The organism is Haloarcula vallismortis ATCC 29715 (assembly GCF_000337775.1).
GTDB lineage: Archaea > Halobacteriota > Halobacteria > Halobacteriales > Haloarculaceae > Haloarcula > Haloarcula vallismortis.
Genome location: NZ_AOLQ01000007.1, coordinates 93395 through 118266 on the forward strand (window position 1 = coordinate 93395; position 24872 = coordinate 118266).

General features: G+C 60.9%; 28 protein-coding genes. 12 read left to right on the forward strand and 16 right to left on the reverse strand.

The features are described from left to right. Window positions 1-84: 84 nt before the first annotated feature. On the forward strand, window positions 85-339 hold the full coding sequence (locus C437_RS02650; RefSeq protein ID WP_004515328.1) for a DUF7533 family protein: 255 nt from the start codon (window positions 85-87) through the stop codon (window positions 337-339). On the opposite strand, the gene C437_RS02655 is transcribed toward C437_RS02650, so the two are convergent. Continuing rightward, complete coding sequence (locus C437_RS02655) at window positions 336-1010, reverse strand: RNA ligase partner protein (protein WP_004515329.1); 675 nt, start codon at window positions 1008-1010, stop codon at window positions 336-338. The two genes, C437_RS02650 and C437_RS02655, sit on opposite strands and share 4 nt — an antisense overlap. 98 nt (window positions 1011-1108) lie before the next feature. Between C437_RS02655 and C437_RS02660 the strand changes: the two genes are divergently transcribed. Beyond that, window positions 1109-2221 carry an RNA ligase gene (locus C437_RS02660; protein ID WP_004515330.1) on the forward strand — a complete coding sequence of 371 codons (1113 nt, stop codon included), beginning with the start codon at window positions 1109-1111 and terminating at the stop codon, window positions 2219-2221. A gap of 14 nt (window positions 2222-2235) precedes the next feature. Here C437_RS02660 and C437_RS02665 read toward each other — a convergent pair whose 3' ends face one another. The 3 genes from C437_RS02665 to C437_RS02675 all read right to left on the reverse strand — a co-directional run bounded on the left by C437_RS02665 (window position 2236) and on the right by C437_RS02675 (window position 4837). Continuing rightward, window positions 2236-4077, reverse strand: coding sequence for a UvrD-helicase domain-containing protein (locus C437_RS02665; RefSeq protein ID WP_004515331.1), 1842 nt, complete (start codon window positions 4075-4077; stop codon window positions 2236-2238). An 81-nt stretch (window positions 4078-4158) separates the two neighbouring features. Continuing rightward, a complete protein-coding gene (locus tag C437_RS02670) occupies window positions 4159-4458 on the reverse strand; it encodes a DUF7521 family protein (protein WP_004515332.1) in 300 nt (99 codons plus the stop codon). Window positions 4459-4486: 28 nt separating this feature from the next. Continuing rightward, a complete protein-coding gene (locus C437_RS02675; protein WP_004515333.1) occupies window positions 4487-4837 on the reverse strand; it encodes an ArsR/SmtB family transcription factor in 351 nt (116 codons plus the stop codon). A 132-nt stretch (window positions 4838-4969) separates the two neighbouring features. Here C437_RS02675 and C437_RS02680 point away from each other — a divergent pair, with 132 nt between their 5' ends. After that, the gene (locus C437_RS02680; RefSeq protein ID WP_004515334.1) at window positions 4970-5467 is read left to right on the forward strand and encodes a PadR family transcriptional regulator; all 498 of its coding nucleotides are present in this window, start codon (window positions 4970-4972) and stop codon (window positions 5465-5467) included. 271 nt (window positions 5468-5738) lie between these two features. Here C437_RS02680 and C437_RS02685 read toward each other — a convergent pair whose 3' ends face one another. Then, window positions 5739-5918 (reverse strand): HVO_0416 family zinc finger protein, encoded by a 180-nt coding sequence (locus C437_RS02685; protein ID WP_004515335.1) that lies wholly within the window; start codon window positions 5916-5918, stop codon window positions 5739-5741. Between the two features lie 197 nt (window positions 5919-6115). Continuing rightward, window positions 6116-6688 carry a YbhB/YbcL family Raf kinase inhibitor-like protein gene (locus tag C437_RS02690; protein ID WP_004515336.1) on the reverse strand — a complete coding sequence of 191 codons (573 nt, stop codon included), beginning with the start codon at window positions 6686-6688 and terminating at the stop codon, window positions 6116-6118. Window positions 6689-6863: 175 nt separating this feature from the next. On the opposite strand from C437_RS02690, the gene C437_RS02695 reads away from it, so the two are divergent. Next, on the forward strand, window positions 6864-9146 hold the full coding sequence (locus C437_RS02695) for a nitric-oxide reductase large subunit (protein WP_004515337.1): 2283 nt from the start codon (window positions 6864-6866) through the stop codon (window positions 9144-9146). 84 nt (window positions 9147-9230) lie between these two features. Here C437_RS02695 and C437_RS02700 read toward each other — a convergent pair whose 3' ends face one another. From C437_RS02700 to C437_RS02710, 3 genes are all read right to left on the reverse strand, one after another. Next, entirely contained in the window at window positions 9231-10991 is a 1761-nt protein-coding gene (locus C437_RS02700) for an alpha/beta hydrolase family protein (RefSeq protein ID WP_004515338.1), read from the reverse strand. A 256-nt stretch (window positions 10992-11247) separates the two neighbouring features. Further along, complete coding sequence (locus C437_RS02705; protein ID WP_049919575.1) at window positions 11248-11619, reverse strand: hypothetical protein; 372 nt, start codon at window positions 11617-11619, stop codon at window positions 11248-11250. 82 nt (window positions 11620-11701) lie between these two features. Continuing rightward, on the reverse strand, window positions 11702-12691 hold the full coding sequence (locus C437_RS02710) for a VOC family protein (protein ID WP_004515340.1): 990 nt from the start codon (window positions 12689-12691) through the stop codon (window positions 11702-11704). A 137-nt stretch (window positions 12692-12828) separates the two neighbouring features. On the opposite strand from C437_RS02710, the gene C437_RS02715 reads away from it, so the two are divergent. After that, the gene (locus tag C437_RS02715; protein ID WP_049919576.1) at window positions 12829-13356 is read left to right on the forward strand and encodes a phosphopantetheine adenylyltransferase; all 528 of its coding nucleotides are present in this window, start codon (window positions 12829-12831) and stop codon (window positions 13354-13356) included. 38 nt (window positions 13357-13394) lie between these two features. On the opposite strand, the gene C437_RS02720 is transcribed toward C437_RS02715, so the two are convergent. From C437_RS02720 to C437_RS02735, 4 genes are read right to left on the reverse strand one after another with little or no spacing between them, the layout of a single operon-like run. Continuing rightward, window positions 13395-14207, reverse strand: coding sequence for an energy-coupling factor ABC transporter ATP-binding protein (locus tag C437_RS02720; RefSeq protein ID WP_004515342.1), 813 nt, complete (start codon window positions 14205-14207; stop codon window positions 13395-13397). Then, entirely contained in the window at window positions 14204-14998 is a 795-nt protein-coding gene (gene cbiQ, locus C437_RS02725) for a cobalt ECF transporter T component CbiQ (protein ID WP_004515343.1), read from the reverse strand. Before cbiQ ends, C437_RS02720 begins: the two co-directional genes overlap by 4 nt. Before the next feature lie 3 nt (window positions 14999-15001). Beyond that, window positions 15002-15316 (reverse strand): PDGLE domain-containing protein, encoded by a 315-nt coding sequence (locus tag C437_RS02730; protein ID WP_004515344.1) that lies wholly within the window; start codon window positions 15314-15316, stop codon window positions 15002-15004. After that, window positions 15316-15954, reverse strand: a complete 639-nt coding sequence (locus C437_RS02735; RefSeq protein ID WP_004515345.1) for an energy-coupling factor ABC transporter permease — start codon at window positions 15952-15954, stop codon at window positions 15316-15318. Before C437_RS02735 ends, C437_RS02730 begins: the two co-directional genes overlap by 1 nt. Before the next feature lie 121 nt (window positions 15955-16075). Here C437_RS02735 and nikR point away from each other — a divergent pair, with 121 nt between their 5' ends. Then, window positions 16076-16486, forward strand: coding sequence for a nickel-responsive transcriptional regulator NikR (nikR, locus tag C437_RS02740; protein WP_004515346.1), 411 nt, complete (start codon window positions 16076-16078; stop codon window positions 16484-16486). Between the two features lie 267 nt (window positions 16487-16753). Further along, complete coding sequence (locus tag C437_RS02745; protein WP_004515347.1) at window positions 16754-17929, forward strand: LolA family protein; 1176 nt, start codon at window positions 16754-16756, stop codon at window positions 17927-17929. A gap of 201 nt (window positions 17930-18130) precedes the next feature. Here the strand turns inward: C437_RS02745 and C437_RS02750 are convergent, their stop codons facing one another. Further along, entirely contained in the window at window positions 18131-19123 is a 993-nt protein-coding gene (locus C437_RS02750) for a tyrosine-type recombinase/integrase (protein WP_004515348.1), read from the reverse strand. A gap of 441 nt (window positions 19124-19564) precedes the next feature. On the opposite strand from C437_RS02750, the gene C437_RS02755 reads away from it, so the two are divergent. Continuing rightward, a complete protein-coding gene (locus C437_RS02755) occupies window positions 19565-19891 on the forward strand; it encodes an arginine repressor (protein ID WP_004515349.1) in 327 nt (108 codons plus the stop codon). 410 nt (window positions 19892-20301) lie between these two features. Further along, window positions 20302-20829, forward strand: coding sequence for an RnfABCDGE type electron transport complex subunit D (locus tag C437_RS20050; protein WP_139175264.1), 528 nt, complete (start codon window positions 20302-20304; stop codon window positions 20827-20829). Window positions 20830-20833: 4 nt separating this feature from the next. On the opposite strand, the gene C437_RS02760 is transcribed toward C437_RS20050, so the two are convergent. Both C437_RS02760 and C437_RS02765 read right to left on the reverse strand, forming a co-directional pair. After that, window positions 20834-21088 carry a DUF7692 domain-containing protein gene (locus C437_RS02760; RefSeq protein ID WP_004515351.1) on the reverse strand — a complete coding sequence of 85 codons (255 nt, stop codon included), beginning with the start codon at window positions 21086-21088 and terminating at the stop codon, window positions 20834-20836. Window positions 21089-21473: 385 nt separating this feature from the next. Next, on the reverse strand, window positions 21474-21947 hold the full coding sequence (locus C437_RS02765; protein ID WP_004515352.1) for a type IV pilin: 474 nt from the start codon (window positions 21945-21947) through the stop codon (window positions 21474-21476). Between the two features lie 412 nt (window positions 21948-22359). Between C437_RS02765 and C437_RS02770 the strand changes: the two genes are divergently transcribed. Genes C437_RS02770 through C437_RS20435 form a run of 3 tightly spaced genes read left to right on the forward strand, consistent with a single transcriptional unit; the run spans window position 22360 to window position 24871 of the window. Then, window positions 22360-22791 carry a hypothetical protein gene (locus C437_RS02770; protein WP_049919584.1) on the forward strand — a complete coding sequence of 144 codons (432 nt, stop codon included), beginning with the start codon at window positions 22360-22362 and terminating at the stop codon, window positions 22789-22791. 5 nt (window positions 22792-22796) lie between these two features. Then, a complete protein-coding gene (locus C437_RS02775; protein WP_049919578.1) occupies window positions 22797-23024 on the forward strand; it encodes a hypothetical protein in 228 nt (75 codons plus the stop codon). Continuing rightward, window positions 23021-24871 carry a hypothetical protein gene (locus C437_RS20435; protein ID WP_004515355.1) on the forward strand — a complete coding sequence of 617 codons (1851 nt, stop codon included), beginning with the start codon at window positions 23021-23023 and terminating at the stop codon, window positions 24869-24871. Before C437_RS02775 ends, C437_RS20435 begins: the two co-directional genes overlap by 4 nt. The last annotated feature ends 1 nt before the right edge of the window (window position 24872 follow it).

The following is a 24872-nucleotide window of genomic DNA, read 5'->3' on the forward strand; positions in this document are numbered from 1 at the left end:
CGACTTGAACGTGTGCACCTCACACCGGTAGACGGTCGTCACGCAGGCGCGATGCTTTTGTTTAGTCGCCGCCTACGACGGCTGATGGCACGGGGACTCATCGGGACAATCGAGCTGATGGTCGCGGTCGTGCTCGCCGCGCGGGTCACCCTCCTCGGCGTCGACAACCTCGCTCGCGGCCAGACGGCGGTCGGCGTGGTCTTTCTCGGCTTAGCCGCCGCCTTACTGGTCATCGAGTGGGTCGCGCCCTCCCCGACGGACATTCCCGGCGCAATCGCCGGACGGGCGCGCGGCGTGCTCCCCGGCGGGAACCCACCGGACAGCGGCGACGACGACTAGCGCTCGTCGCGCCAGCGGTCCGGGTCGTCGGCGGCGAGATACTCCCTGAGCAGCGGGGGGAAGTTCCGGCCCTTGAGATATCGCAGTCCGAAGTCCTCCGCCCAGTTGATGATGCCCCGATCCTCCGTGACGACGCCGGCGTCCAGTTCCTGTGCGAGGATCAAGAGGTCGAAGTCCTCGCGGGAGTCGAGCACGCCCTGCCGGAGCGTGTCCCGGTACTCGTCGCGCAGGTCCGAGATGACCTTGTCTACCTCGGTCATGTGGTCGTGTTCCTCGACCGTGTCGGCCCGGGACTCCTCGGCCTTCCGGACGGCCTTCTCCGAGACGCGGAGGCCGCGGTCGACCCGCTCTGACATCTCGTCGATGAACTCGTACACGAGATCCGCCGGAATCCGCACCTCGTGGTGGGCCGGGGACTTCGTGATGACCCACGTGTCCAGTTTCGTCAGCACCTCGTCGCTGATAGCCCGGTCTTCGAGCATCGCCGTCAGTTCCGACTTGATCGACGGCGGCATGTAACAGGAGATGTTGTGGACCAGTTTCGCCTCCGAGATGAGGTCGAGCAGTTCCAGACAGGCCGCCTCCAGGTCCTCGTCGCTGCTTCTGATTTCGGGGGTGAGAAACAGCGACGTGTCGAGGACGAACCGTTGCTTGAGCGGGCGGTCGACCATAGCGGTGCTTCGGCAGCCGGTAACTAAGGCTCTCTGGCGAGTCCCGCCGGGCGAGACGCGCCAGCAGTATTTTAGTCACATGTCAACAAGAACCACGTATGTCGAGAGACTGGGGGTCGCTGTTCGACGTCGACACCGACCCCGAGGACCTGCTGGAACACTTCGACACCGAGTGGTTCCGCGGCCAGCGGTACCACCATCTCAGCGACGAGCGCCACGGCATCGAACGCGGGACGGCGCTGATCGGTGACGTGGTTGTCCGGGGCTACCCGTCGATGCCGCGCGCGCTCGTCCTCGAACCGGCGGTCCGGGAGACCTTCGACGGTCCCGTCGCCATCGAGGAGAAACTCAACGGCTACAACGTCAGGGTCGCGCGAATCGATGGGGACCTCCTCGCGTTCACCCGGAGCGGGTTCGTCTGTCCCTACACCACGCGGAAAGTCGAAGCGTTACTGGACGCCGAGGCGTTTTTTGACGACCACCCAGAGCAGATGTTGTGCGGTGAGCTCGTCGGGCCAGAGAACCCCTACACCGACCACGATTACAGCGAAATCGATGAGATCGGGTTCTACGTGTTCGGGATCCGCCATCGCGAAAGCGGGACGCCGATGGGCGTTGAGCGGCGGCTCGACCAGTGTGCGACCTACGGCCTCGACAGCGTCGACCACTACGGAAGCTTCACTCCGGCGGCGGCCGTCGACGCCGCCCGCGAGCGCATCGACGACCTGAACGCCCGTGGCCGGGAGGGGGTGGTCCTGAAATCGACAGACGGAGAGACGGCGCTGAAGTATACGACGAGCGCCATCCACCGAGCCGACCTCGAACACGCGTTCGAACTGCCCTTCGACTACGGGCGAGACTTCGTCTTCACGCGTGTCATCCGGGAGGCGTTTCAGGCCGTCGAACGCGACGAACCGCCGGAGTGCGTCCGCGAGCGAGCACAGGAGTTGGGCGAGGCGATCCTCGAACCGGCGGTCGAAACGATACGGGCAGTGGAAGCAGGCGACCCAGTCGGGGAGACACACACTGTCCGCGGCGACCCGAAGGTGCTTGACAACCTGCTGTCGTACTTCCGCGACCAGGGGCTGGAACTCCGCGTCGAGCACGACGAAATCGACGGCAAACAGCGCATTGTCACGTTTACCAAGATCGCCCAGTCGACGCGTGACAAGACAAGGTACTATCTAGAGGGAGGGACCATCGACGAGTAAGGAAATCGGCGGTATCAGTCGGCTGCGATTGTCTCGCTGGCGTCGTCAAGCAGTTGTTCGATGGAGCGGTCACTCGGCTCGTTTTCCAGCAACACGTCGATAGGAAGCGTCGGCGCGCCGTCGACGAGATTCTCGAGCAGGACGAGTCGCTCGCGGGCCCGGGACATCCCGACGTAGAACACGCGCCGTTCGTTGTCGGTCAGCGTCGGCACGGGGCTGGTGTGTTTGGTGAACTCGTCCATACCGGGCACCTCGATGCCCTGCTGGTCGACGGTCGCGGCCATCTGCTCGACGACCTTCTCGGTGAGGTCGGTCGCAACGAACACGTGGTCGGCCTCGCGACCTTTGGCGGAGTGGATGGTCCCGACGCGGACCCGGTCGGCGTCCATCCCGGTGTAGTCGCCGGTGAAGTAGGCGTCGACGGTCCGCTCCTGGAAGTTGGTGACTTTCCGGAGCATATCACCGGCGGAGGCCGCGTCAGGAAGGAACGGAACGTGCTCCCGGACCACATCGGGTTCGATTTCGATGTCGGCGATGTCCTCGTCTTCGTGGGACTCGTCGATTTCTTCGAGCGCGTCGAAGAGGTCGTCGCGCTCGCCGGTCCCGAAGGCTGAGTCGACAAGCATGTCGGCAAGGCGACGGGCCTCCAGCACCGTGAGCGGCTCGTCGGCCTCGACGGCTTCGAGCCCGTTGACGTACTGGGTGAGCCGGTCGGTCCACATCCGCTGGTCGGTGAGACAGGAGAAGGGAATCCCGTTGTCGATGAACTCGTCGATGAACTGGAACATCTGGTACCGGGCCCGGAACAGCACCATCACCGTCTCGTCGGACTGCTCGATGGTCCGCGTGACGTTCCGGGAGAGGTCGAACATCGAGGGGTTCTGGACCGCCTCGACGCGGCCGCCCTCCTTGCGCGGATTGAGGTCTTTCTCCTGGCGCTTCTCGATGTGGCGCACCTCGCGGTTGACGACGTTCAGGATGCGCGAGGGGAGCCGGTAGGAGTTGGGCAGGACCTCGTCCTGAGTGACGACTTCCTCAAGCAGGAGGTCCGGGTCTGCGCCCTGCCAGGCGTAGACGACCTGGTCGTCGTCGCCGGCGATGAGCACCCGCTCCATGTGGGGCTTCCACTCGTCATAGACGTCGTACTGCAGCGTCGTGATGTCCTGAAACTCGTCGATGATGAGGTAATCGACGTTGGGGAGCAGCGAGCGCTGGGCCACGCGTTCGAGCATGTCTGCGAAACCAGTCAGGTCGTTCTCGCCCTTGTAACTCCGCCAGCCGCGGATGGCCGCGGGCACGTCAACGCGGTCGTCGTCGGTCGGCCAGGTCGGCGTGTACTTGTTGCCGGTCTGGGCGTTGTCATCGATTTCCGGCGGCAGTCGGACCTCCTCGTCGTCCCACTTGAACGGGACATCGTACCAGTCGGCCACGTCGCGGCGGGTCCGCTGGAGCCACTGGCTCGTTGCGATAATCTTGTTCCCGAGGGTCGTCGAGCGGGCAGAGCGGCGACGCGAGCCCTCGTACTCGTCCTCGTAGTCGATGCCGAACTCCTCGCAGAAGGCCTCCTTGTCGTCCTCGCCGACGACATCGCCACGGGAGAGGTTCAGCAGTTCGTACGCCTTCGCGTGCATCGTACAGACGTTCCCGCGGAGGGCACGAGGAGACAGGCCGAGTCGGTCCGCGAGCCGCTCACGGATCTCGGCGGCCGCCGCACGCGTGTACGAGACAACAAGTACGTCACGGAAGTCCACGTCGTCGTCTTCCAGCAGTTCGTCCACACGGTCGAGCAGCGCCGTCGTCTTCCCGCTACCGGGCCCACCGAACAGGCGGACAACCTCGGTGGTCGAATCAGTCATTGAACATGTAGTGGAACCGCGGCCAAATAAACAACGTGCTTTACGGGGACAACAACTGACAGGTCCACCTGAGCGGATTTCTCATCTGTACAGCGACACGTACAGCATCGCGAACCCGATGATAAAGGGGATCGTCTCTGCCATCTGGAAGAACACGCGAACGATGGCACCAGTCTCGCCGGCGCTCAGTTGTGTGATAACGCTGGAGATAGCGACACCCATACTGATGAACGCAAAGCCGACGAACGCGTACTGGAGGCGTTCCGACGGCCGTTTCCGATAGGCCTGAAAGCTAATCAGCGTGATACCAAGTGTCAGCCCGAACACCACCATCCGCATCAGGATGAGCGCGCTGCGTGCGATAGCCACACCGGTCGTCATGCTGTCACCCGTTCACTGGTCGGCAAACTCATTCCGGGTTCAGCTCGTCCCAGAGCTGACTGAACCGGTCCGGGAGGTTCTCCTCCCGATAGATGCGTACTTTGTACTCCTCGTCTTCGAGCGAGATGACCGTCGACTCGAAGTTGGACTCGTACACCTTGTAGTGGTTCCCGTCCTCGGCGACGAGTGTCCGGTCGGTGACGAGGTCGTACTCGTCGAGCAGTTCGATACGTCGATACACCGTCGGCAATGAGAGGTCACACTCCTCCGCGAGTTCCTTCGCCGACTGCGGTTCTCGACTGATCGCGGCGAGTACACGGCGTGCGTGCTGGTCGCCAATCGTATCGAGAATCTCCTCGATGCTCTGTTCCTCAGCCACTACACCAAGATTCGCGTCATATTATATAAGCGTTTTCGAGCACTGTGGTGGTTTCACGCTCAGAAAACACTGCCCCGTTTATATCATGACAGCCCCTGTAGCAGTCACTGCGGATTGCGTTCAGGTGAGACGATGTCCGGAGACAACCTCCGTCGCGTGACGACGGGCAAGATGCAGGGCCAGAGCGCCGATGAGCGAGTGACCCCTCTCGGCGATGCAGAGTGCCCAGAATCGCATGACCCACCCAGTCGTGACGCCATCACGGAGTCGGTGTTGGACCCGGTCATTGACGACGTCGTCAACGGCGAGACCGCGGTTGATGACGGCCTGGTCACACAGAGTCTGGAAGAGATTCTACTGGCGATGATCGCAGTCGCCGATGGTGGTACCCACGGGACCGGACTGATGGAGGAGCTGGAAACCCAGTTCGGCGCCAAACTGAGTCCGGGGACAGTGTACCCCCGGCTGCACGAGTTAGAAGCGGATGGCACGCTCCAGATGCACGAACTCGTTCAGACGAAACAGTACGGAATCGCGGACGATGCGGCTGCAAGAGAGCAGATCGCAACGTCGGCGTACCAACATCTCGCGGTCGGGCTGTTCCTCCATGCGTCGCTCGATGCGCTGTAACCACCACAAGCCGGTCAGTCCGCCGACACACCACCCCCCAATTGTCGGCTACGAACCGGTCGGCCTGCCGACACATCACCCCCCAACCGTCGGCTGGCCACGCACAGACTCCCCCACTTCCTTTGTGCACAACGTGACGCAGGTCGGACTGTCTGGGCTGTTGCTGTCTCAAGAGACAGAGTGACACATCCTGTCGGAGAGCGAACTGTCGGCTCTGCTTGCCGGTACTACCGCTATGGAGTCAGGTGAAAGACCGAAAACCGGAGTATCCTTACCGTACCGGTGTCCAGCCACACACCGAGCACTGTGCCGCTGTCGACTCGTGAAGACCGCCGCAATCAGGGCACTGCTTCTTGTTATAGCTCTCTTCCCAACCACTCTGGTCCACGTCGTGGCCACGCTGGGAGAGGAACTCGTCGAACATATCGTCACTACTCGGTGCGGACGCCATACATGATATGGTATAACACAGCAGTATATAGGTTTAATGGTATTGTGAAACATTGTCACAAGTAGCGGTGTCTCACACACGACGAACTGGACAGTCACAGCGAGCGGTATCCTTCAGAAGGTTCGATCAGCGGACAGCAGCAAATAGGCAGTCGTTCAGACGGTGTACTGGATTCGCGTGTGCAGAGGCCTCACTCGTTAGCTGTCAGTCCCAGCCGGGCGAGTGTAATCAACAGTGAGACGGGTGCTTGCGATGAGCGCGTTCGCGATGGTTTCTGCCGCCGCTTCCTGCTCGGTTCCACCCTCGATAGAGAGCTCCTCGCCGAGTGCGTACACCTGAAACCGGTGTTCGTAGGCCTGTCCAGCCGGTGGACACGGCGGTTCATACCCCGGTTCGTTGGCGGGCTGTGTTCCCTGTCGAGCGCCGCCGAGCGTATCGAGGGTCGGTTCACGAGGGAGGCCGGCTGGAATCCGCTCTGTCTCCGGCGGGACGTTCCACAGCGTCCAGAACACGGGCTGACTGAACACGCCACCGTCGTACTCGGCTGTCACGGCAAGTGCTACCGTTGGCTCCGGAACACGCTCAATGACAAACGGTGGCGATACGCCCTCGCCGTCACAGGTGAACCGGGCCGGAAGCGCGTCCCCGGAACTGAACGCGGGGCTCGACACTTCGAAGGCCGATGTCGTGTCGTCAGACTGCTCGGTACAGCCCGCGCTCCCGACCAGTGCAGACACTCCGAGCGTCTGGACGAAGTGGCGACGGCGCATACCAGAGTGAGAGGGGCAGATAGTAATCTACCTTGTGATACCCCGCCATGTACCACGTCGAATCCGGGGACAGGAGACCACTGGTCCCTATCAGGGCGAACATGTTCCCTCGCATCGCCAGCGACTGAGAACGTCTTTACCCCTTCTTATTTTGGGATACTGGAGTTCCAACCACATGGAACTCAAACGCAAAACAATCGCGAAGGTGATCGCCGCCGCGTTCGTCTTCAACCTCGTCGTCATGGGGGCCGGCGCGTGGGTGGCCTACCAGGAAGCGCCACCCATCCCCGAGGAGGTCGTCGGACCCGACGGTGAGACGGTCATCACGGGTGAGGACATCCGTGACGGCAAAAAGACGTTCCAGAAGAACGGGCTGATGAACCACGGGTCGATTCTCGGCAACGGCGCGTACTACGGCGCGGACTACACCGCCGACTCGCTGGAGTTGAAAACCCAGCATATGCGGACCTACTACGCCGAGGAGCGCTACGGGACCGAGTACGACTCGCTGTCGACGGCCGAGCAGGCCGCCGTCGACGATGACGTGAAACAGGACCTCAGTGGGGAGTACGAGGGCGGGAACATCGAGTACTCCGCCGCCGAGCTATACGCCCACCAGCAGGTCCGCCAGGAGTACGTCGAGCGGTACCACGAGGGGAGCCACGAGCGCGGCGTCCCCGAAGAGATGATTGATTCTGAGGCTGACGCCCGGCAGTTCGCCGACTTCGCGCTGTGGACGGCGTGGTTCTCCCACACCGACCGCCCGGACGGGGAGCACTCCTACACGAACGACTGGCCATACGAGCCTGCCGCGGGTAACGACGCGACCGGCGCGGCGATGACCTGGAGCGTCATCGCGATGGTCCTCCTCGTCGCCGCCGCCGGTGGCGGCATCTGGCTGTACCAGTCTGTCAGCCTCCCAGAACCCTCCGCAGACGGCCTCTCGGTGCCCGACCCGGGCGACGTGAGCATCTTCCCCAGTCAACGGGCCGCCCTGCGGTTCATCCCGGTCGCCGCCGGGTTGTTCCTCGCGCAGGTGCTGCTCGGTGGGTTGCTCGCCCACTTCTACATCGAGCGGGCCGGCTTCTTCGGCATCGAGGAGATATTCGGCGTCCACATCCTCCAGCTACTGCCCTTCGCCATGGCGAAGACCTGGCACATCGATCTGGGCATCCTCTGGATTGCCGCGACGTGGCTCGGTGCGGGACTGTTCCTCCCGCCGCTTTTGACCGGCCACGAGCCGAAACGCCAGTCGACGTACATCAACATTCTGCTCGGGGCCATCGTCGTCGTCACCGTGGGCGGCCTCGGCGGCATCTGGCTCGGCTCCCACGGCTACTTCGGCGACCTCTGGTGGGTCGTCGGCAACGAGGGGCTGGAGTATCTCGAAGTCGGGAAGCTCTGGCAGGTCGGACTGCTCGTCGGCTTCGGCCTGTGGGCCGTCCTCTCGATCCGGGGTCTGAAGCCGCTGCTGGACCGCGAGCCGGTGTTCGGCCTCGCACACATGATCCTCTACGCCGGCGGCTCCATCGCCCTGCTGTTCACCGCCGGGTTCTTCTTCACCCCCGAGACCAACATCGCCGTCACGGAGTTCTGGCGCTGGTGGGTCGTCCACATGTGGGTCGAAGGCGCCTTCGAGTTCTTCATCGTCGCCATCATCGGGCTGACGCTGGTGTCGATGAACCTGCTCAGCCGCCGCAGCGCCGAGAAGGCTGTCATGCTCCAGGCGTTGCTGGTGATGTCCACCGGCGTCATCGGCGTCTCCCACCACTACTGGTGGGTCGGCATGCCCGACATGTGGGTCCCAATCGGGAGCGTGTTCTCGACGCTTGAGTTGCTTCCGCTGGTGTTCATCCTCTACGAGGCGCTGGGCCAGTACCGGGCGATGTCCGAAACCGGCGGGTTCCCCTACAAGCTCCCGTTCATGTTCATCATCGCCAGCGGGGTCTGGAACTTCGTCGGGGCCGGCGTGCTCGGCTTCTTCATCAACCTCCCGCTGATCAACTACTACGAGCACGGTACCTACCTCACGGTCGGCCACGCCCACGCCGCGATGTTCGGGGCCTTCGGCTTCCTCGCGCTGGGGATGGTCACCTACATGCTCCAGCTCGCTATCAGACCCGGGCGCTGGGATGGTTCCTGGCTCCGGGCAGCGTTCTGGTGCTGGAACGTCGGGCTGGCGCTGATGGTGTTCGTCTCCGTCCTGCCCGTTGGCTTCCTCCAGCTGGAGGCGGCGTTCACGGGGAGCTACGCCGCGGCCCGGAGCGTGGCGTTCTACAACCAACCGCTCGTCCAGACGCTGTTCTGGGCGCGCCTGCCCGGTGACACGCTCATCATCCTCGGGACGGCCATCTACGCGGCCGACCTGATCCGCAAACGGTTCGTCCTCCGGGCGTCCGAGGACGACCCCACGGTCGAAGACATGGCCGTCGCGGAGGGTGTCATGAGCGACGACTGAGGCGACGCCGGGTTTCGGCCGTACGTCGCCACGGCCGAAACACGACTTGGCCGGCAGAAACGAAAAGAGAGCGAAACGCGGGGTCTAAACGGGGAACTGCGTCGCCGTCCCGGCGACGATAACCCACGTCACGAGGACAGCGTTGATTGTCGCGCCGACCCAGACACGACCGGTCTTTCTGAAGAAGTAGGTGCTGACGAAGGCCACGATGCTGAGCAGAGCGACGAACTGCAGCGCCAGGATTGTCAACAGCGGGTGGCCAAGCGGCAGGGGCTGTCCGGTCAGCAGTGGGATGTACTGAACTGCCAGTAGCACGACGAACCCACCGACGACGATGAGCCAGTTCGTGGCCATCGCGCGGCGGAGCGACCGGGACTCGCCCTCGGGACGGAGTTGGCCGTGCAGGAGCGCGCCGAGGACGACGAAGAAGGCAAACAGCGGCAGGAGATACGAGAAGCTGATGCGGAACTGAGCCGGAGACAGGAGTTTGATGGCGAACACCCAGATGCGGAAGTCCGTCTGGAATAGGAATGCCACGACGGCTTCCAGCAGGTACAGTACGGCAACGGTAGCGACGCCGGCCAGAATCGAGACGCCGACCGTCCGCGCACCGTCGCCCGTATCGAGGCCGTAGTTCGCCAGCGACACCGACGGATCGTCCGCGTTACTCGTGTAATGCCACACCGCGAACAGGACCGCGGTGATGACCGTGTTCCCCAGTGCCCAGACGATGACACCGTTGTTAATCTGCTGTGGGAACAGCCAACCGAGGCCGATAATCGCCGGCGCAGCGTCCTGCAGCGGGAAGTAAGTCACAATCGGAATGGCAGCAGCGAGTAATGACGCCGCGTACCGCTTGCCGCCGGTCATCCCCTTCCCTTCGGGGTACTCCCGTCGAAGCCTGTCTGTCGATGCCCGTTCGATGAGCAGCCCGCCAGCCGGGAACAGCGATAGGACGCCGCCGAGAAGGGCGATAAACGTCCCCATCGATTTCCAGTACCAGACCTGATTGCTGGGGTCCATCTCGTCCTCGCCATCAAGCGTCAGCTGAAGCCACTCGATGGACGCGCCGATGGCTGCGGTCGAGAAGTGGTCGCCGGGGTGAGTCGTTGCCGGCGTGTACAGCTGCCGTGCAGTCCCGTCCGCAACGCTGCCGTAGGTGCGCCCCTCCTCGACAGCGCTGTCCGTGCCGAACACCGTCTGAAGCTTTTCGCTCTGCTCAACATCGGACGCACTCGCCGTCCCCCACATCAGCGGGGAGAACTCGTCGTACTCGCTGAACACGACGGCGAAGTTCCGCGGGAACGAGTCAGTGCCTTCGGGGGCGCGGTTCGATCCCGTCGAAGAGCCCTCGATGACCATCGATTCGTACCCGTCCGGGTGGGCCGCGGCCGCCGTGACGACGGTCCAGCCGCCCATCGAGTGCCCTTCGAGGCCGATGTTTTCGTTGTCAACGTAATCCAGCGACTGGAGATATTCGAGGCTATCGGGGCCGCCGTAGCCGTTCTGGAACGCCGGGGCGTCCGAGTAGCCGTGGCCGGTCTGGTCAATCGCGAGAACGACGAAACCCCGCCTCGCGTACTCGATGGCGAACGGCGATTGGGTCTCCTTCGAGTTGATGTACCCGTGAACGGCTAACACCCCCGGTTGCGGGGAAGCACTGCTCGCCTCTTCAGGGATGTACAGCGTCCCGCTCATCATCGTCCCGTTGGTCCCGGAGAACGTCACGTCGCGAACCTCTACGGAACCAGCATCAGTTTGTACTGTCCATGCGAGTCCGCTCCCGCTGAATATCAGGAGTAGCGACACTGCAGCTACGAACCACAGTCGTGTATCATCGTTCATGATAATACTACGGGCGCAGGTGAGACACTCAGGGAATTAAAGTTACTGTAAACTCCGAGCCAGCGGTAAAGAATTGGTGGTAAATTCGGAAACGGTATTCTAACCCGCCGGGACGGGAATTTGAGTCCGGCCTGTCTGTTGTACGCGCTCCGGTCGCCAATTCATTACCAATTATTCGTCGCGGCCAGTAAACCGCTGTATCGGCCATCTGCGGGGACAAATAGCCACTTCAGTCTCCACTCACCGATAGACGAAGTTACGCGCTGCCGAGTTCGTTGGTCCAGAGGTGTTCGATGTCTGCTTCGAGATCGGCCGTATCGAGCGCCTCGACGCCGGACAGGTACTCGCGGGCGTCAGTGAGATGCTGCTGGACAGCGGCCACGTTGTCGACCGACTTCGCGGCACAGAGCGAAATCCGGGCCCGGTTGATCTCCAGTCGCTCCCCGAGCGCCTGCGTCACCGGGATGTTGTGCTCGTCGCTGAGCTGTGCCATGCGGTCTAACACGCTTGTCGGCACTTCCAGTTGAGCTGCAAGGTCTCGGGACGGCAAGTCGACCGTAACGTCGGTCGTCTCACACTCACTCTCCCCCCACGGCGCGATAACGTACTCCTGTCCCTCTGTGGACATGTAACACTGGACATTCCGGCCACCCATATTTACTCGCAGGCTAACAGAAAGAATGAATCGGATACCGGTCGGTCCGTGGGCGTTAGTCGTCGGCTTCGGCGGCCTCTGGTCGGGGAATCGTCACATCCGTGAGCCCCGCTTCGATTTCCTCGCGTCGGTCCTCGAACTTCCCGGGTAGCACCAGCCGGCCGCCGAGGTCATCAAGCGGTTCGTCGCTATCGTAGCCGGGGTCGCTGGTGGCGAGTTCGAACAGGATGCCACCGAACTCCCGGAAGTAGACAGACCGGAACCAGTGGCGGTCAATCTGTGACGTGGGGCGCAACCCCGCGTTGCGGACGGCTTCGCGCATCGACTGCTGGTCCTCGTCAGTCGGCGTCTGGAAGGCGACGTGATGGACCGTCCCGTGGCCCTGCCGGCCCCCCTCGATAGTCGGTAACACGTCGACGTACTTCCCGACGGTCCCCGTCGCGGCAAAGCGGGTCCGCTCGTCGCCGGGCGTGTCGCCCTGTGCCTGCTCGGTGCCGACTTCTTCAAGCCCCATCGTCTGGAGCAGGTCCTCAGTGGGTTCGGGGTCGGCGAGCCACAGCGTCACGGAGTGGAAGCCACGAATGGCGGCGTCTTCTGGGACGAACTCCGTCCATGGCTCGGTCGGGTCGTCGTCGGGAATCTCGACCGCGACCAGTTCGACTGGCAGCCCGTCCGGGTCGCGAAACGGGAGGACGGTCTCGCCGAACCGCTCGACGCGGTCGTCGTAGTCGACGCCGTACTCGTCGAAGCGGTCCTCCCAGTAATCGAGGCTGCCGTCGGGAACGCGGAACGCGGTGCGTGAGACCTGTCCAGAGCCGACCTTCCCCTGTGCGTGGTTCTCCCACGGGAAGAACGTCATACTCGTCCCCGGGTTCCCCTCGGCGTCGGCAAAGAAGAAGTGGTACGTGCTGGGGTCGTCCTGATTGATCGAGCGCTTGACGAGCCTGAGCCCGAGTGTTTCGACCCAGAAGTCCATGTTCTGCTGTGGGTCGCTGGCGATGCATGTGACGTGGTGAATACCCGGTGTCGGAGTGCCTTCGGTCATTAGCATCGATACGTGCCGAAACTACTTGAATGACTGCTGACGCGAGTGTTACCGGGTCACTGTCGGTAGAAACGGTTGGGACTAACGAGTTATGTGACGGACAGCAATTATATATGACGCTGGTGGGACATTCGCGTATGGCAGACGCGGACCGGACAGCGATTCTCGGCGGGACGTTCACACCGATTCACAACGGCCACCGGGCGCTCCTGCACAAGGCGTTTCAGACCGCAAGCCACGACGGGAGCGGCGATGGCCACGTCATCGTTGGTTTGACCAGCCCAGAACTGGCCACAGAGACGCGCAGTGACCCGACACACGTCGAACAGTTGGGTGCGTACGATGACCGGCGAAGCGCGCTCGCTTCAGAACTCGACCAGTTGGGTGAGCCCTACAGCGCCACGTACGAGATTGTCCGGTTAGACGACACACAGGGACCGGCCGCGACACGGGCAGACGTGGATGCGCTCGTCGCCTCGCCGGAGGCGAAGGCACAGCGCCGCGCCTACGAACTCAATCAACAGCGGCGAGACGCGGGGCTTCACCCGCTGGAAATCCACACGCCGCCGTTTGTCGTCGCCGAAGACGGCACGCGAATCAGCAGCACCCGGATTCGGAACGGCGAAATCGACGTACACGGACGCCTGCTTGATGCCGCAGAGTGACAGCGGCCAGATAGAAGTTCGCCCCCGGAACCAGACTGTCACTCCACGGTATCCGAACCGTCCGTATCCAGCCGTTTGGCGGCCCGGTCAACCGTCAGTGGCACGTCCGCTGTTCGACCCTCGAACAATCTGACGACCTGTGGCGGGCGCAGGTCACAGTCCGCCAGCAGGTCGATGTCGGTCAGGATGTTTCGGGCGGTGTCCCTCGCAGCAATCGTGCCGGTATCGCCGAGCAGCACCACCCGGTCCGCGACGTGTGGGACGAGCTCGGTGTCCGGCGTCGAGACGACGAGCGTGACGCCATCGGCCGCGAGCTCGTCGAGGAGGCCGAGAATCGTCTCCCGGTTCGCGGCGTCGACGTTACTCACAGGCTCATCGAGCAACAGCACGTCCGGCTCGACGGTGAGTGCGCTTGCGAGGGCGGCTCGGCGCTGTTCACCGCCGCTGAGTCGGAACGGCGGCTTCGACAGGAGACCCTTGAGGTCAAGCCGGTCCGCGACTCGCTCGACGCGGCGCTCGACTTCCGCACGGCCACAGTCGAGTTGCGCCGGCCCGTAGGCGAGGTCCTCGCGGACGGTCGGATTGAACAGGTAGTCGGCGGGGTTCTGCGTGAGAACACTGAGGCGACTGCGGACGGTGTCTGCGTCGGTCGTCTCCCCGAAGTACCGCACTCCCCCGCTGTCAGGGTCGACCAGACCGCCCAGTAGTTCCAGCAGCGTCGACTTGCCGGCCCCGTTCGGGCCGAGCAACGCGACGCGCTCGCCGCGTTCGATGGATACGTCCACACCGTCGACGGCCAGCGTCCCATCAGGGTACGCGTACCGGAGGTCAGTGGCCTCAATAGCAGTCACGCGACCACCACCACCGCGACGGCAAGTGCGACGATCAGACCAAAAGCGAGGTCGGCCCGTCCGAGCGGTTTCCGGGCCTGTACCGGCGTCGGGCCAGTCCCGCCGCGGGCGCGGGCGGCCCGTTGGACCCGTTCGCCGCGTTCCAGGCTCCGGACGAGAAACGAGCCCACGAAGTGCCCCGAATCACGCCAGTTCCGGCGGAGACTTGGCTCGGCGATGGTCCGACTCCGTCGAGCCCGAACCATGCGTTCGAGTTCGGCGAAAAACAGGAGCAGATAGCGATACGTGATTCCGAGCAGCGAAACGACAATCGACGGAACCTGAAGCCGACGAAACGTTGCCAGCAGGTCGGCGAAACGAGTCGTCAACAGCAGCACGGACAGGAAGCCGACACAGGCAGTTACGCGGACGGCGAACGTGAGCACGTAGTCGACGCCAGCGGCCGAGAGCGGGAGCGAGCCAAGCGAAGGGCCGCCCATCAGGACGGCTTGTGGCGCAACGACGACGAACGCGAACGCCGGTGGGCCGGTCAGGCGACCCAGAAACGTACGGATAGGGACCCGAGAAATGGCTGCAAGCGCCGTAGCGAGGAGCGCAAGCGCGCTGACAACTACCAGCGCCTGCTGTGTCACGGTCAAGGCGACGAGTGTCGTGATACCGACGAGCTTGACCGTCGGCGTGACGGCCTGGAGGAATCCGTCCCGGTTCGGCAGGTCCTCCGCGAGCAGGAACCACTGTGCGCTGGCCGCGATGGCTGCGATGGTCCGGTCGAGCAGGTCTCTGCCGGACATCAGCTACTGCCGCTGGTCGGTATCCGCCCCGAGTAGGTGACCGATGCCAGCACCGAGGAGGAGCGTCAGCGCCGTCCCGACGACAGCCGACACGAACGTCCCGGTCGCGCCGCCGAGGCCGGGGACGCCGTAGTCCGGGAACAACGCGGTTCCGATGGCAGTGGCGTGTTCCGTCGCACCTGTCGTCTCGGCAGCGTTCTCGAGCGGTTCGGCGTAGCCAACCTGGCCAGCCGCCCACCCGAACACCGGCGCGAGCAGCGTCAGGACCAGTAACGCGGCGAGCGCACGAGGCAGCCAGTCGGGTCGATTCAACGCCATCACGCGCTCACCTCCGGAGCGGCGTTCGGCCGGAGGTCGGGGCGAGCGCGGGCAAGGTAACGGTAGACCGAAGCGGTGATGGCTCCCTCAATCAGCCCCAGCACGAGATGCCCGACACCCATTATCGACAACGTCGTCAGCAGCTGGTACTGGAACGCCGAGGAGAGCCCGAGCTGGAGGGCAGCGGTCAGCGCGCCGGCCGTAATTCCCAACCACCCTGCGACGAAGGCAGCACGGAATTCACCGTAAGGGACGAGCAGGCGATAGATCCCGTAGCCGACGTACACCTCGACGACAGCCATGTTGAACACGTTCGCGCCAAGCACAACGAGCCCGCCGTCACCGAACACGAGCGCCTGAATCGTGACGACAGTGGCGACACAGAGTGCGCCCAGATGCGGGCCGAGGAGAATCGCCGCGAACGCACCCCCGACAAAGTGGGCACTGGTCCCGCCCGGAATCGGCCAGTCGAGCATCTGTGCGGCGAAGATGCTCGCCGCGACGACGCCGAGCAACGGTGCGCGAGCGTCAGATATCTCACCGTTGACGCGCTTCGCAGCGACGCTCAAAACGACGACCGCAAGCGCACCGAACAGCAGTGCAAGCGGCAGATCGATGTATCCATCGGGAATGTGCATACTACTCAGGTCTGGTCCCGGCGTCGTAATAATACTTTTTCATCGCGCAGTATTACTCTCGGTGGGTGAGTATTACCGAAGCCCGGTATACCCATATGCGGGCCCGTCCCTATCGGCACACATGAGTGAGGATCTCGACCGGATCAGCCTGACACTTCCGTCGTCGATGGTCGACCGGCTCGATGGCATCGTCAACGAGTGGGAATACGCGAGCCGGTCGGAGGCGATACGCGACTCGCTACGTGACTTCTTTGCGACCTACGAATGGGAATCCGGTGACGAGCAACACCACCACGGAACCATTGTTATCGTCCACGACCACCACGTCTCGGGCATCGCCGACGAACTCCAGACGGTCCAACACGAGATGGCCGACATCATCACCTCCGTCCAGCACATCCATCTCTCCCACGACACCTGTATGGAGACACTGGTCGTCGAGGGCGCAGGCGATACAATCACCGAGCTGGCCAATCGGCTCAGAGCGATTGGCGGCGTCCAGCAGGTCAAGGTCGTGGTTGTGGACGAGTGACACTGACTGTTCACACAATGTACCGGTGTCCGCCGACCCCAGCGGTCGAGGCAACTCGGAACTACGCTACAACAATCCGTATGAGTAGCGGGGTGCAGATTGGGGCATCACAGGGCTGCAATCTGTCGGTATTGCGGATATGAGCCGTCAGAGCGGTTCGGCTGCTAGAGAGTCTTTTATGAGCACTCGCTTGCTACGATGGCGTAACCTATGCACAGGCCTGCAGGGAGCCAGCTAGCCAGCTTGCGGAAGCTGGTATGTGTGTTTATGACCCTGGCTCTGGTTGCAGCGAGCGGCTGCAGCACGATCGGAATCACAGCCAGTGAAACTGCGGAGCTTCCGTCGGAAACTGAAGCAGCGGACCGCTACGCGTCGCTCGAAACCGTCAACGCGACAGTGACGACAGTGCAAACGCGGAACAATGAAACGACAGTGACGGTGACACAGAAGCAGGAACGCGTCGGTTCGTTCGCGTATTTTGAACGGGTGCTGTCCGTCAACAGGTCTGCGGGCGCGCGACAACCACTGGTCTCAGAGGGCGGGTTTGTTGTCGCGAACGGGTCAGAGCTCGTGTTCTACGATCCAGCGTCGGATGAACTCCAGCGGGTGTCGTTCCAGACAGAGAATAGCTCCACGGAGGCCAGGTACCCGGCGCTTGTCAGCGCAGCCAAAAATAACCGCCCGGTCTCTCAGCCGACGCCGACACCGGGAATTTCACCCCTGCCGGCAGTACCACCGGAAGAAGAGTCCAATCAAAACGATTCGGCTGCATATCGCGATGGCAACGTGACAGTGGTCTACAACGGGACGGAAACAGTTGCTGGACAGGAAACGTACCGATTAGAGCTGGCCCCGACCAGCCAAAGCATGTCGCTACAGTCCCAGACGCTCTGGCTCGATACCGACTACCTGTTCCCGGTCAAGCGACACACGGCGTTTGTTGCCACCGGTGACAGCTACGAGTACACAACCACATATCGGAACGTAACGTTCAATCCGACGTTCGAACCCGGAACGTTCCAACTTGAACCCGACGAGGTGCCCGACAGTGCACAGCAGATTCAGCTCAATAGCTACGAGTCGCGTGCGACACTGGCTACCGCTGTGTCACTCCCAGTACCTGATCCGACTGTCCCGGCGGGATTCGAGTTCGCGGGAGCCTCACATCGGTCCGTTGATCCGGAGGTTGCGACACTCAGATATGAAGCGACTGACGGTGACGCCCGCTACAGGGTTGCTGTTTTCAACGAGACGCAGAACGTCACGACAGGAACACTCGTACAACTGGGCGAGTACGAAGCGAGGCAATCACGGGCGAACGGAACCGTCAGTATTGCCTGGAGCACCGATCGCACCACGTATTACGTGAGCGGGTCCCCAGCGGACGGGATTGACAATAGCACGCTGCGTCGCGTTGCACGCTCGGTTGCCGAGACGACGTGACCTCTTAGCAGCCAGACTGTCGTGCCCGAGTGGTCCCTGTGAGAAACGACATCGTCCAACGAACCAACCTGGCTGTGGCGAATGGAGCAGAATCTCCGACTGATGTATGACTCCGTGTAAGAAGCGTTCGGCGTCTAAATGGGCCCTGCCGGTTTCGCGGTTCCGTCTTGCGGTTACTAAAAGTAAGTCGGTGAGTCATTGTTACACTTCAGGGAGGTAATCGCGGCGCTGTTCGGACTTCTCACGCTCGCCACGACGGTCGTAATGCTTGTCGAGAATCTGGTCACTCGCATCCAGTCGGTCCGATACCACACGGCGCGGGACATCCTCACGCCGATACGCCGTTACCCTGCCACTCCGAACGTCGTGTGGTGACCGAGCGGACGGACACGTTGAAGCCTTCTTATTGGACGTAGCTTCGCACTCTTCCGGGTCCCGGTCATGCGGGCATTCCGCTCCCCGCCAGCACGGCCGAGTGACTCTGTACATCGCCATCCGGTACGTCGATGTGGAGGCACGCCCCTGCTGAGTCGTGATGAGCGGACGGCGGCCGTGTTCGTCGAAAACCGACTCACGAGGGCCGTTGATGTAGTCCTGTACGACATTGGCAACGTGTTCACTGATGGCGTTCCAGCGTTGTCCCTTCTCTCCGTTCTTCAGCGGCGTATCTGACTGTGGGCGATGGACGAACTCGATACCTGGATCACTTCCTTCGAGTTCGCAATCATCGATATCCAGCCCACGGATCGCGCCCATGCGCGCCCCGGTATGCCACAACAGGAGAACGATGACGTGCGTTCTCGACGCGTACTTGTACATCTGGAGGTAGTCGAGAATCACATCGGCACGCTCAGGGTCGAGCGTAGATGCACTCACCTCACCAGCGCCGTTGATTGTCGGGAGCGGGACTTTTGTTCGAAGATTCTCCGGAACGGCATCCACTTCGGCGGCAAAGCGAAGGAACGAGCGGACCGTGGCCAGCTGGCCTCGAAGGGTGATGGGCTCGATGCCCTCCCGTTCTTTCCCGTTCCCTTCTCGTCGCCAGACACGATAGGCGTACAGGTCCCGCCCCGAAAGGTCGTTCAGGTTCTCAATGCCTTCTTCGCTGCAGAACTGTTCGAATGCTTCCAGCCGGTACTCCTGTGACTGTATCGTCGATTCGGTCAGTTCGTCCTGCCGGGCCTTGAGATACATATCGACGGCTCGGCTCGGTTCCAGTGGTTGGAGATCGTTACTCAAGCCTTCTCACCCCCGCGCACTGGCGACCCATCGTCAAAGCTGCGGGCCGCACAGTCTGAACAAGTCGGCTTGAGGGTCCGTGCATCAATCCCGTCAGCGTCAGCTTGACAGGTGGCGCAACTGCCGTCGTCAGAACTATTCGATTGCGATGCTTCGGTGTTCGTGCGGGGCTGTAGCCCCGTAATGGTGGATTCGCTCATGACCTACAGAGCGCGAAGCCACCTTTTCGGGCGGTGTACCAGACCGCCCGTTCTTCACGAACCAAGGAGAGTCATCTTCAACCGAATCGGGTGCTTCGCATATCCATAAACAGGCCGGTTATGCATAAATGCATTGATGGCCTTAATTTGAATTGTTAGTGAGAAATAAGATTGTCTATACTCTTGTGGGAATTGAATGCGTCAGTCAGGATCTTGGATGACTATCTGGGATGACCGAATACTGGAGATAATCCGGGAGGAGGAATCAGGAACCTCAACAGAGCTCGCAAAGCGGGATGAAATCCATATTGCCCAGTCAACGGTTTCTCGCCGGCTACAGAAACTTGGTGAACACGATCTCCTCCGCCCTCTCGGAAATGGAGTTTACGTCCTCACTGACGAAGGAGAAGCATATCTCGAAGAAAAATACGACGCTGAAAGAGAACGCTACATCAACGGTGGCGGATCTTCCGACGGAGAAAATGGTGCTGATGCGGCTGACGGTCCCGGAATCAATAGCTGACGACGTTGCCCTGAACCATGTCACGCAAGCCCGCTAAATGGATGGTCCCGCTCGATGAACGAATCCTAGAAATACTGAAAGCCGAAGGGTGGTCATCACCGCGATACATCGCACAGAAAGTATCGCTCCGTGCTTCTGTGGGCCGCGTGCGTGAGCGCTGCAAGATGCTCACCTACGCGCAGATGATTGAACCCCTGACGCCGCAGTTCCAAAACTACGATATTACGGGTTACGGACTGCGGTATCTGCAAGGAAGACTGGATGCGAGTAATCAGCCGCGGCCATCCGCTAAGAAGGTATAATAAGAGTAGGATAGGTTTCGTGAATGTGTCAATTTCAGGTCACGATTTACCCCGTATCGACAACTGAGTTTGGGGCTACCTACAAGACATCTCGCTGCTCCAAATCGAATGATGGGAGCCGTCTCTGAATCAGAGAGTCGTGTACTTGAGCCCCACATCCCAAGTGGTGAGCAACTGGTTGATGCACATACCGATGACTACCGGACCGTTGCAGTCACTGACCGCCGAGTTATCGAATTAGAACATCATCAGGATGACCGTAGTCAGGATACCTCTCTTACGAGTGTTCTATTGACTAGCGACTACATCGTTGGTACGGAGTACGGGCGTAGCGAGGACACCGAAGACCCAATCGCTGAGTGGATCATTGCTGGGATATTGGGTACTGTAGGCTTCATGGGACTCATATTCGGGGCAACTGCTGGTACGGGCTTCCACCTCATTTCAGGAGCCGTACTGCTTATAATCACAGCTGCTGTCCTTTATTTCGCTCAAACTCAAACCAGTGGTGAAGTGTCTGCAACTGTTCGTCGAGCTGGTGATCTTCCTGACCGCTCATGGTCATTCCCGCAGGGCGAGGCTGCTGTCGCCCGTGCAATATCAGAACAGGTTGCTAAATTAAACAAACCGCAGTAGCTATTCATTTCTTAATCTCAACTGTTTCTCCGATATTGATTTCGTAGATATTGGGGACATGCAGTGTTTTGGCTATCTCTAGCTTTTGTCGGATGGTTAGATCGTCTCGGCTCAATACCCCTCGAATTCGCTCGTCGATTCGCCAAGAAAACTCGGCAGAACGCATGAGTGCCTTCGTCTTGTTACAGTCCCAGAACTCGGCAGCCTGCTCGATGGTGTCCGTGCGGTGCGCGTGCTTACCGTCTTCGCGGATTCGCATACCACCTGCTCGTGAACACGAGGGCAAAAGAGAGGTATTCTCGACTAACTCGAAGCTCGATTACTGATAAAGACCGCCACAGCCCATGCCCATCGCTCACCGACACCCTTCATTCAGTCCACGACACCCGCCCGAATATGCACACGGCCAGTTCCTCCTCGTGTGCATATCGCGCCGAGTCCGATCTTCGAGCTGCGACCCCGTGGGGATGGAATAAAAGACTGCTATCTGGTTAGCGTAAGGACAGTCAATGTGGTCGTCAATATTGTTGATATTCGCGGCACGGGGGTACTACTCGTCAGCTGAAACTGCTACGGGTCTACGTACTCATTATGTGCCGCCGGAGACGCCGGTTCCGCTGTAAAAGACGAAGTCTGCAGGTCAGTTACGCACCAGGCCCAGTGTCTTGAGCGAGCGTCGCTGAGCTGTCACCCTCTTGCGTCTCGTAGACAACTCGGACATCGTAATCCGCTGGGACATCGTCCGAACTGCCAAGGGTGACGCTATTGCCAGCAGTAACATCGCTCCCGGAACCCGGAGAGGAGTTTGGCAAGTTATACCAGACGCCAGTATTTGAATCTCCCCCGGCAGTCCCACGAACATACAGCTCATCAGAGAGAATACTGTCCCCGCCATCGTGGGTGATCTTCAGATTGCTATCACTCTCGCTATAATCAAACGAGAAACTCGCCTGCGGCGTTGCCTGCTGGGCCTGGTCGCCAAGCCCGAGCACGAAGGATGCGATTACCGCGGCCAGAATCACAGTGATCGCCACCATCAGGATAACCCCAATCACTGGGGAGACCGCGTCATCTTCAGTAAGCAATTCTTTCAGCTTTGTCAGTTGCATACGAATCATCCATTGCCATTGCTTGTAATAAAGGGGTCAGACAGTTTTAGTGTACTTACCACTTTCAAGCCTGCCTTGTAGCCTCCAATGAAACCTTGAAACCGCCTATCAGAAACTGCATGGATATCAGGGGCTGTATCCAGCAGCCGGAGGGGTCATGCTCCTATTATCCTGTCAGGACAGGGCAGTATTCCAGCCCCGATCCCTTGCCAACGTTTACAATTGAGTGTACATTAGGATTGCGTCGACAGTGTTTGACAGAGAATTACACTTTTACGGGTTCTTGTACCCATATTTCGACGACCTGAGGGGGATGACCAGTAAAACCTTCTGTCGATTTTGAATAAGGGGTACAACAACCTGACTTTTACCGAACCTCCCGAGATCGGCGGGCATGGCCGCACTCGCGGCCAGCCAAACCATGTTCGGAAAGATCGACATTGAAGACGCCTTGGCTGGTGTGATTTTCACCGCCAGCGCGTTCGTCACCAACGGCATCGCTTCGATCAGTATGCTCGGCTACGACCTCGGCGCATCAGTCGCCACGGTCCAGAACACAAGCATTGATCTCGCCTTCCTGCTGTCGCTCGGTGCGCTCGCCGCCGCCTACGCGACTAACCGAGTCAATGAGAGTCGCAACAAGTCCTACGAACTTGACACCGACCTCGCGAACATCGCCAAGGGATCGGCCACTGTCGAAACCTACCTCGCGCTCGGAACGCTCGTCATCGTTCTGTTCACAGGCTTGAACATCCTCGGTGCGCAGGATATCGTGGTTGGTTCGGCCGCTATCGGTCTTGTTGTCGTTGCCGTCGAGGCCGCCGGCTACTACGTCATCAGCTACCTGGGGTGAATCCGATGGACCAAATACTCAGCTATGGGCTTATGGGCGTCATCGGCGTCTCTGCGTCGACTATCGCCGCCGCGGTCATCGGCTCCCCGCTCCCTGTGGTGAGTCCCGCCGTCGTCGCCGGCGGCGTGATCGCCGCGCACCACGTCCGCGAACAGGAGACCGACGAGGCCAGCGACCAGGACGTGCGCGATCACGTCGAGCAGGTCGAGGCCGACGGAGGCCGCGAACTGTGACCCGCGCGCGCTCGGTCCTGCTCGCCGCGCTCATCGTCTGTTCGGCCGTCGTCGGGACCGTCGGCCCCGCGCTGGCACAGTCGACGGCGACGGCCACCGACTCCGGGCCAGTGACCAAGACCTTCGAGACAGGCCCTCACAAGGTCAAGATTGACCTGTTCGATGTGTCGTCAGAAACCACCATCACGGTGATTACCGACGAATCGCCTGCTGGCAACAACACGGCGATTCTGAAAAAGACCGTCAGCGGGTCTCAGAACAGCGCACACTTCCGAAACGCAGGTGCGTATGAGTCCTTCACCATCCGCGTCGAAGGCGCGGACGGGCCGGTGTCATTCAGCAAGGGCGGACCGGCCGCCGCGTGGACGCCGGGCGATGACGGCAAATTCTTGGGCGACACGGGCGGAGACGCCGGGTTCACCTACGACCTGTCTGAGAGTATCGGGGAGTCCGTCATGCCCTCTGTTGTCCAACTCGACAGGACCGGGCTACCGGGCAGTACGACCGTCAACACCACAGGTACAGACGCCGAACAGACGAAAATCGACATTTATCAGTCCGCTCAGAACAGCAAGGCTCAGTCTGAGAGCTACCAGACGACGCTGGATAACTACCTGTCGGATACAAAGACTCAGGCCCGGATTATCGGCAAAAACGCCTATATCAAGGCCCTGAACAACGGCAGTAGCAAGGCCGCCGCGAAGACTGAGGCTAAGTCCGCTGTGGCCGACTATTACGCTGTAAAGCAGGTCAACCTGGCGAACCAGTGGAATGCCCAGGTGGATAACCTCGCCTACCTCCAGTCAACTGCTGATAGCGAAACCTCGTCCTCGAAGGTAGTGAACATCAAGGACCACGACGTTGGTGATTCGGCAGAACCCGACGACACTGATTCGTCCTCGATTGGGTACGACCCGACCAACTTCGATGCTGGTACTGAGCAACTCAGTCTTGTCAACGGGTCGTCTACGTCCACCGGCTTGATTGACCAAACTGTAAAACTCGGTGGTACTGATAACCCCAAAACCCACACTGTCGGGCTGACGACTGGCCCTCTGCTGAACATCCATTACAGCAACGCTAACGACGGTGCTGCCTACGACGGCGACATCCGGTATGTCCGGGTGACTGCCCCGAACTCGAACTACGATGAGCTTGAGGTTCTCCGCTTTGAGGGCTACGCGAACAAGTGGTCTGAGATTCAGTCTCAGAACACGCAGGTCCAAAACGACATGGACACGCTGGCGGAGAATACGTATAGCGCCTATCAGCAGGGCGAAATCAACAGTAGCGACCTCGTGGACCCGTACGTTCTGGCCTCCCAGCAGTCGGCAGGGGAGGACTTCCAAGGCTGGACCGCCGCGCAGTTGACGCTGATGGGTACGAACTCCCCGGAGAACTTCGACCAGATCGGGAGCTTCAACATCACCACCGAAAGCGGTACGCAGTACGAGGGCGTCCTGTTCTCGCAGGAGAACCCTGCCAGCGGGCAGTTCGAGAACGGCACGACCTACAACACGTCCAACATCGGCGGCACGCAGTACGTCGTCACCAGTGACCGCATTGTCGAACTGGACGGTGAGTTCACCATCGACAGAATCACCACTACAAGCGGTGAGACGACCGAGAACGTCACCATCCAGAAAACCACCTACGAGACGACGAACGTTACCGAACTCAAACAGCAGTACGAAGATCTCGCCTACAAGCGCGCACAAATCGAAGCCCGCGAACAGGCCATGCAACAGTCTGCTGGCGGTGGCTTCCTCGGTGGCGGCAGTGTCCCGCCTGTCGTGGCACTCGCAATCATCGGCACGCTGCTGGCTATCGTCGTCTTGCAGAACTAAC

Excerpts from the sequence above, each read along its gene's own strand:
- C437_RS02650 (WP_004515328.1), top strand. The coding sequence starts at position 85 with ATGGCACGGGGACTCATCGGGACAATCGAGCTGATGGTCGCGGTCGTG.
- C437_RS02655 (WP_004515329.1), bottom strand. The coding sequence starts at position 1,010 with ATGGTCGACCGCCCGCTCAAGCAACGGTTCGTCCTCGACACGTCGCTG.
- C437_RS02660 (WP_004515330.1), top strand. The coding sequence starts at position 1,109 with ATGTCGAGAGACTGGGGGTCGCTGTTCGACGTCGACACCGACCCCGAG.
- C437_RS02665 (WP_004515331.1), bottom strand. The coding sequence starts at position 4,077 with ATGACTGATTCGACCACCGAGGTTGTCCGCCTGTTCGGTGGGCCCGGT.
- C437_RS02670 (WP_004515332.1), bottom strand. The coding sequence starts at position 4,458 with ATGACGACCGGTGTGGCTATCGCACGCAGCGCGCTCATCCTGATGCGG.
- C437_RS02680 (WP_004515334.1), top strand. The coding sequence starts at position 4,970 with ATGTCCGGAGACAACCTCCGTCGCGTGACGACGGGCAAGATGCAGGGC.
- C437_RS02685 (WP_004515335.1), bottom strand. The coding sequence starts at position 5,918 with ATGGCGTCCGCACCGAGTAGTGACGATATGTTCGACGAGTTCCTCTCC.
- C437_RS02690 (WP_004515336.1), bottom strand. The coding sequence starts at position 6,688 with ATGCGCCGTCGCCACTTCGTCCAGACGCTCGGAGTGTCTGCACTGGTC.
- C437_RS02695 (WP_004515337.1), top strand. The coding sequence starts at position 6,864 with ATGGAACTCAAACGCAAAACAATCGCGAAGGTGATCGCCGCCGCGTTC.
- C437_RS02700 (WP_004515338.1), bottom strand. The coding sequence starts at position 10,991 with ATGAACGATGATACACGACTGTGGTTCGTAGCTGCAGTGTCGCTACTC.
- C437_RS02705 (WP_049919575.1), bottom strand. The coding sequence starts at position 11,619 with ATGTCCACAGAGGGACAGGAGTACGTTATCGCGCCGTGGGGGGAGAGT.
- C437_RS02710 (WP_004515340.1), bottom strand. The coding sequence starts at position 12,691 with ATGACCGAAGGCACTCCGACACCGGGTATTCACCACGTCACATGCATC.
- C437_RS02715 (WP_049919576.1), top strand. The coding sequence starts at position 12,829 with ATGGCAGACGCGGACCGGACAGCGATTCTCGGCGGGACGTTCACACCG.
- cbiQ (WP_004515343.1), bottom strand. The coding sequence starts at position 14,998 with ATGTCCGGCAGAGACCTGCTCGACCGGACCATCGCAGCCATCGCGGCC.
- C437_RS02730 (WP_004515344.1), bottom strand. The coding sequence starts at position 15,316 with ATGGCGTTGAATCGACCCGACTGGCTGCCTCGTGCGCTCGCCGCGTTA.
- C437_RS02735 (WP_004515345.1), bottom strand. The coding sequence starts at position 15,954 with ATGCACATTCCCGATGGATACATCGATCTGCCGCTTGCACTGCTGTTC.
- nikR (WP_004515346.1), top strand. The coding sequence starts at position 16,076 with ATGAGTGAGGATCTCGACCGGATCAGCCTGACACTTCCGTCGTCGATG.
- C437_RS02745 (WP_004515347.1), top strand. The coding sequence starts at position 16,754 with ATGACCCTGGCTCTGGTTGCAGCGAGCGGCTGCAGCACGATCGGAATC.
- C437_RS02750 (WP_004515348.1), bottom strand. The coding sequence starts at position 19,123 with ATGTATCTCAAGGCCCGGCAGGACGAACTGACCGAATCGACGATACAG.
- C437_RS02755 (WP_004515349.1), top strand. The coding sequence starts at position 19,565 with ATGCGTCAGTCAGGATCTTGGATGACTATCTGGGATGACCGAATACTG.
- C437_RS20050 (WP_139175264.1), top strand. The coding sequence starts at position 20,302 with ATGATGGGAGCCGTCTCTGAATCAGAGAGTCGTGTACTTGAGCCCCAC.
- C437_RS02760 (WP_004515351.1), bottom strand. The coding sequence starts at position 21,088 with ATGCGAATCCGCGAAGACGGTAAGCACGCGCACCGCACGGACACCATC.
- C437_RS02765 (WP_004515352.1), bottom strand. The coding sequence starts at position 21,947 with ATGATTCGTATGCAACTGACAAAGCTGAAAGAATTGCTTACTGAAGAT.
- C437_RS02770 (WP_049919584.1), top strand. The coding sequence starts at position 22,360 with ATGTTCGGAAAGATCGACATTGAAGACGCCTTGGCTGGTGTGATTTTC.
- C437_RS02775 (WP_049919578.1), top strand. The coding sequence starts at position 22,797 with ATGGACCAAATACTCAGCTATGGGCTTATGGGCGTCATCGGCGTCTCT.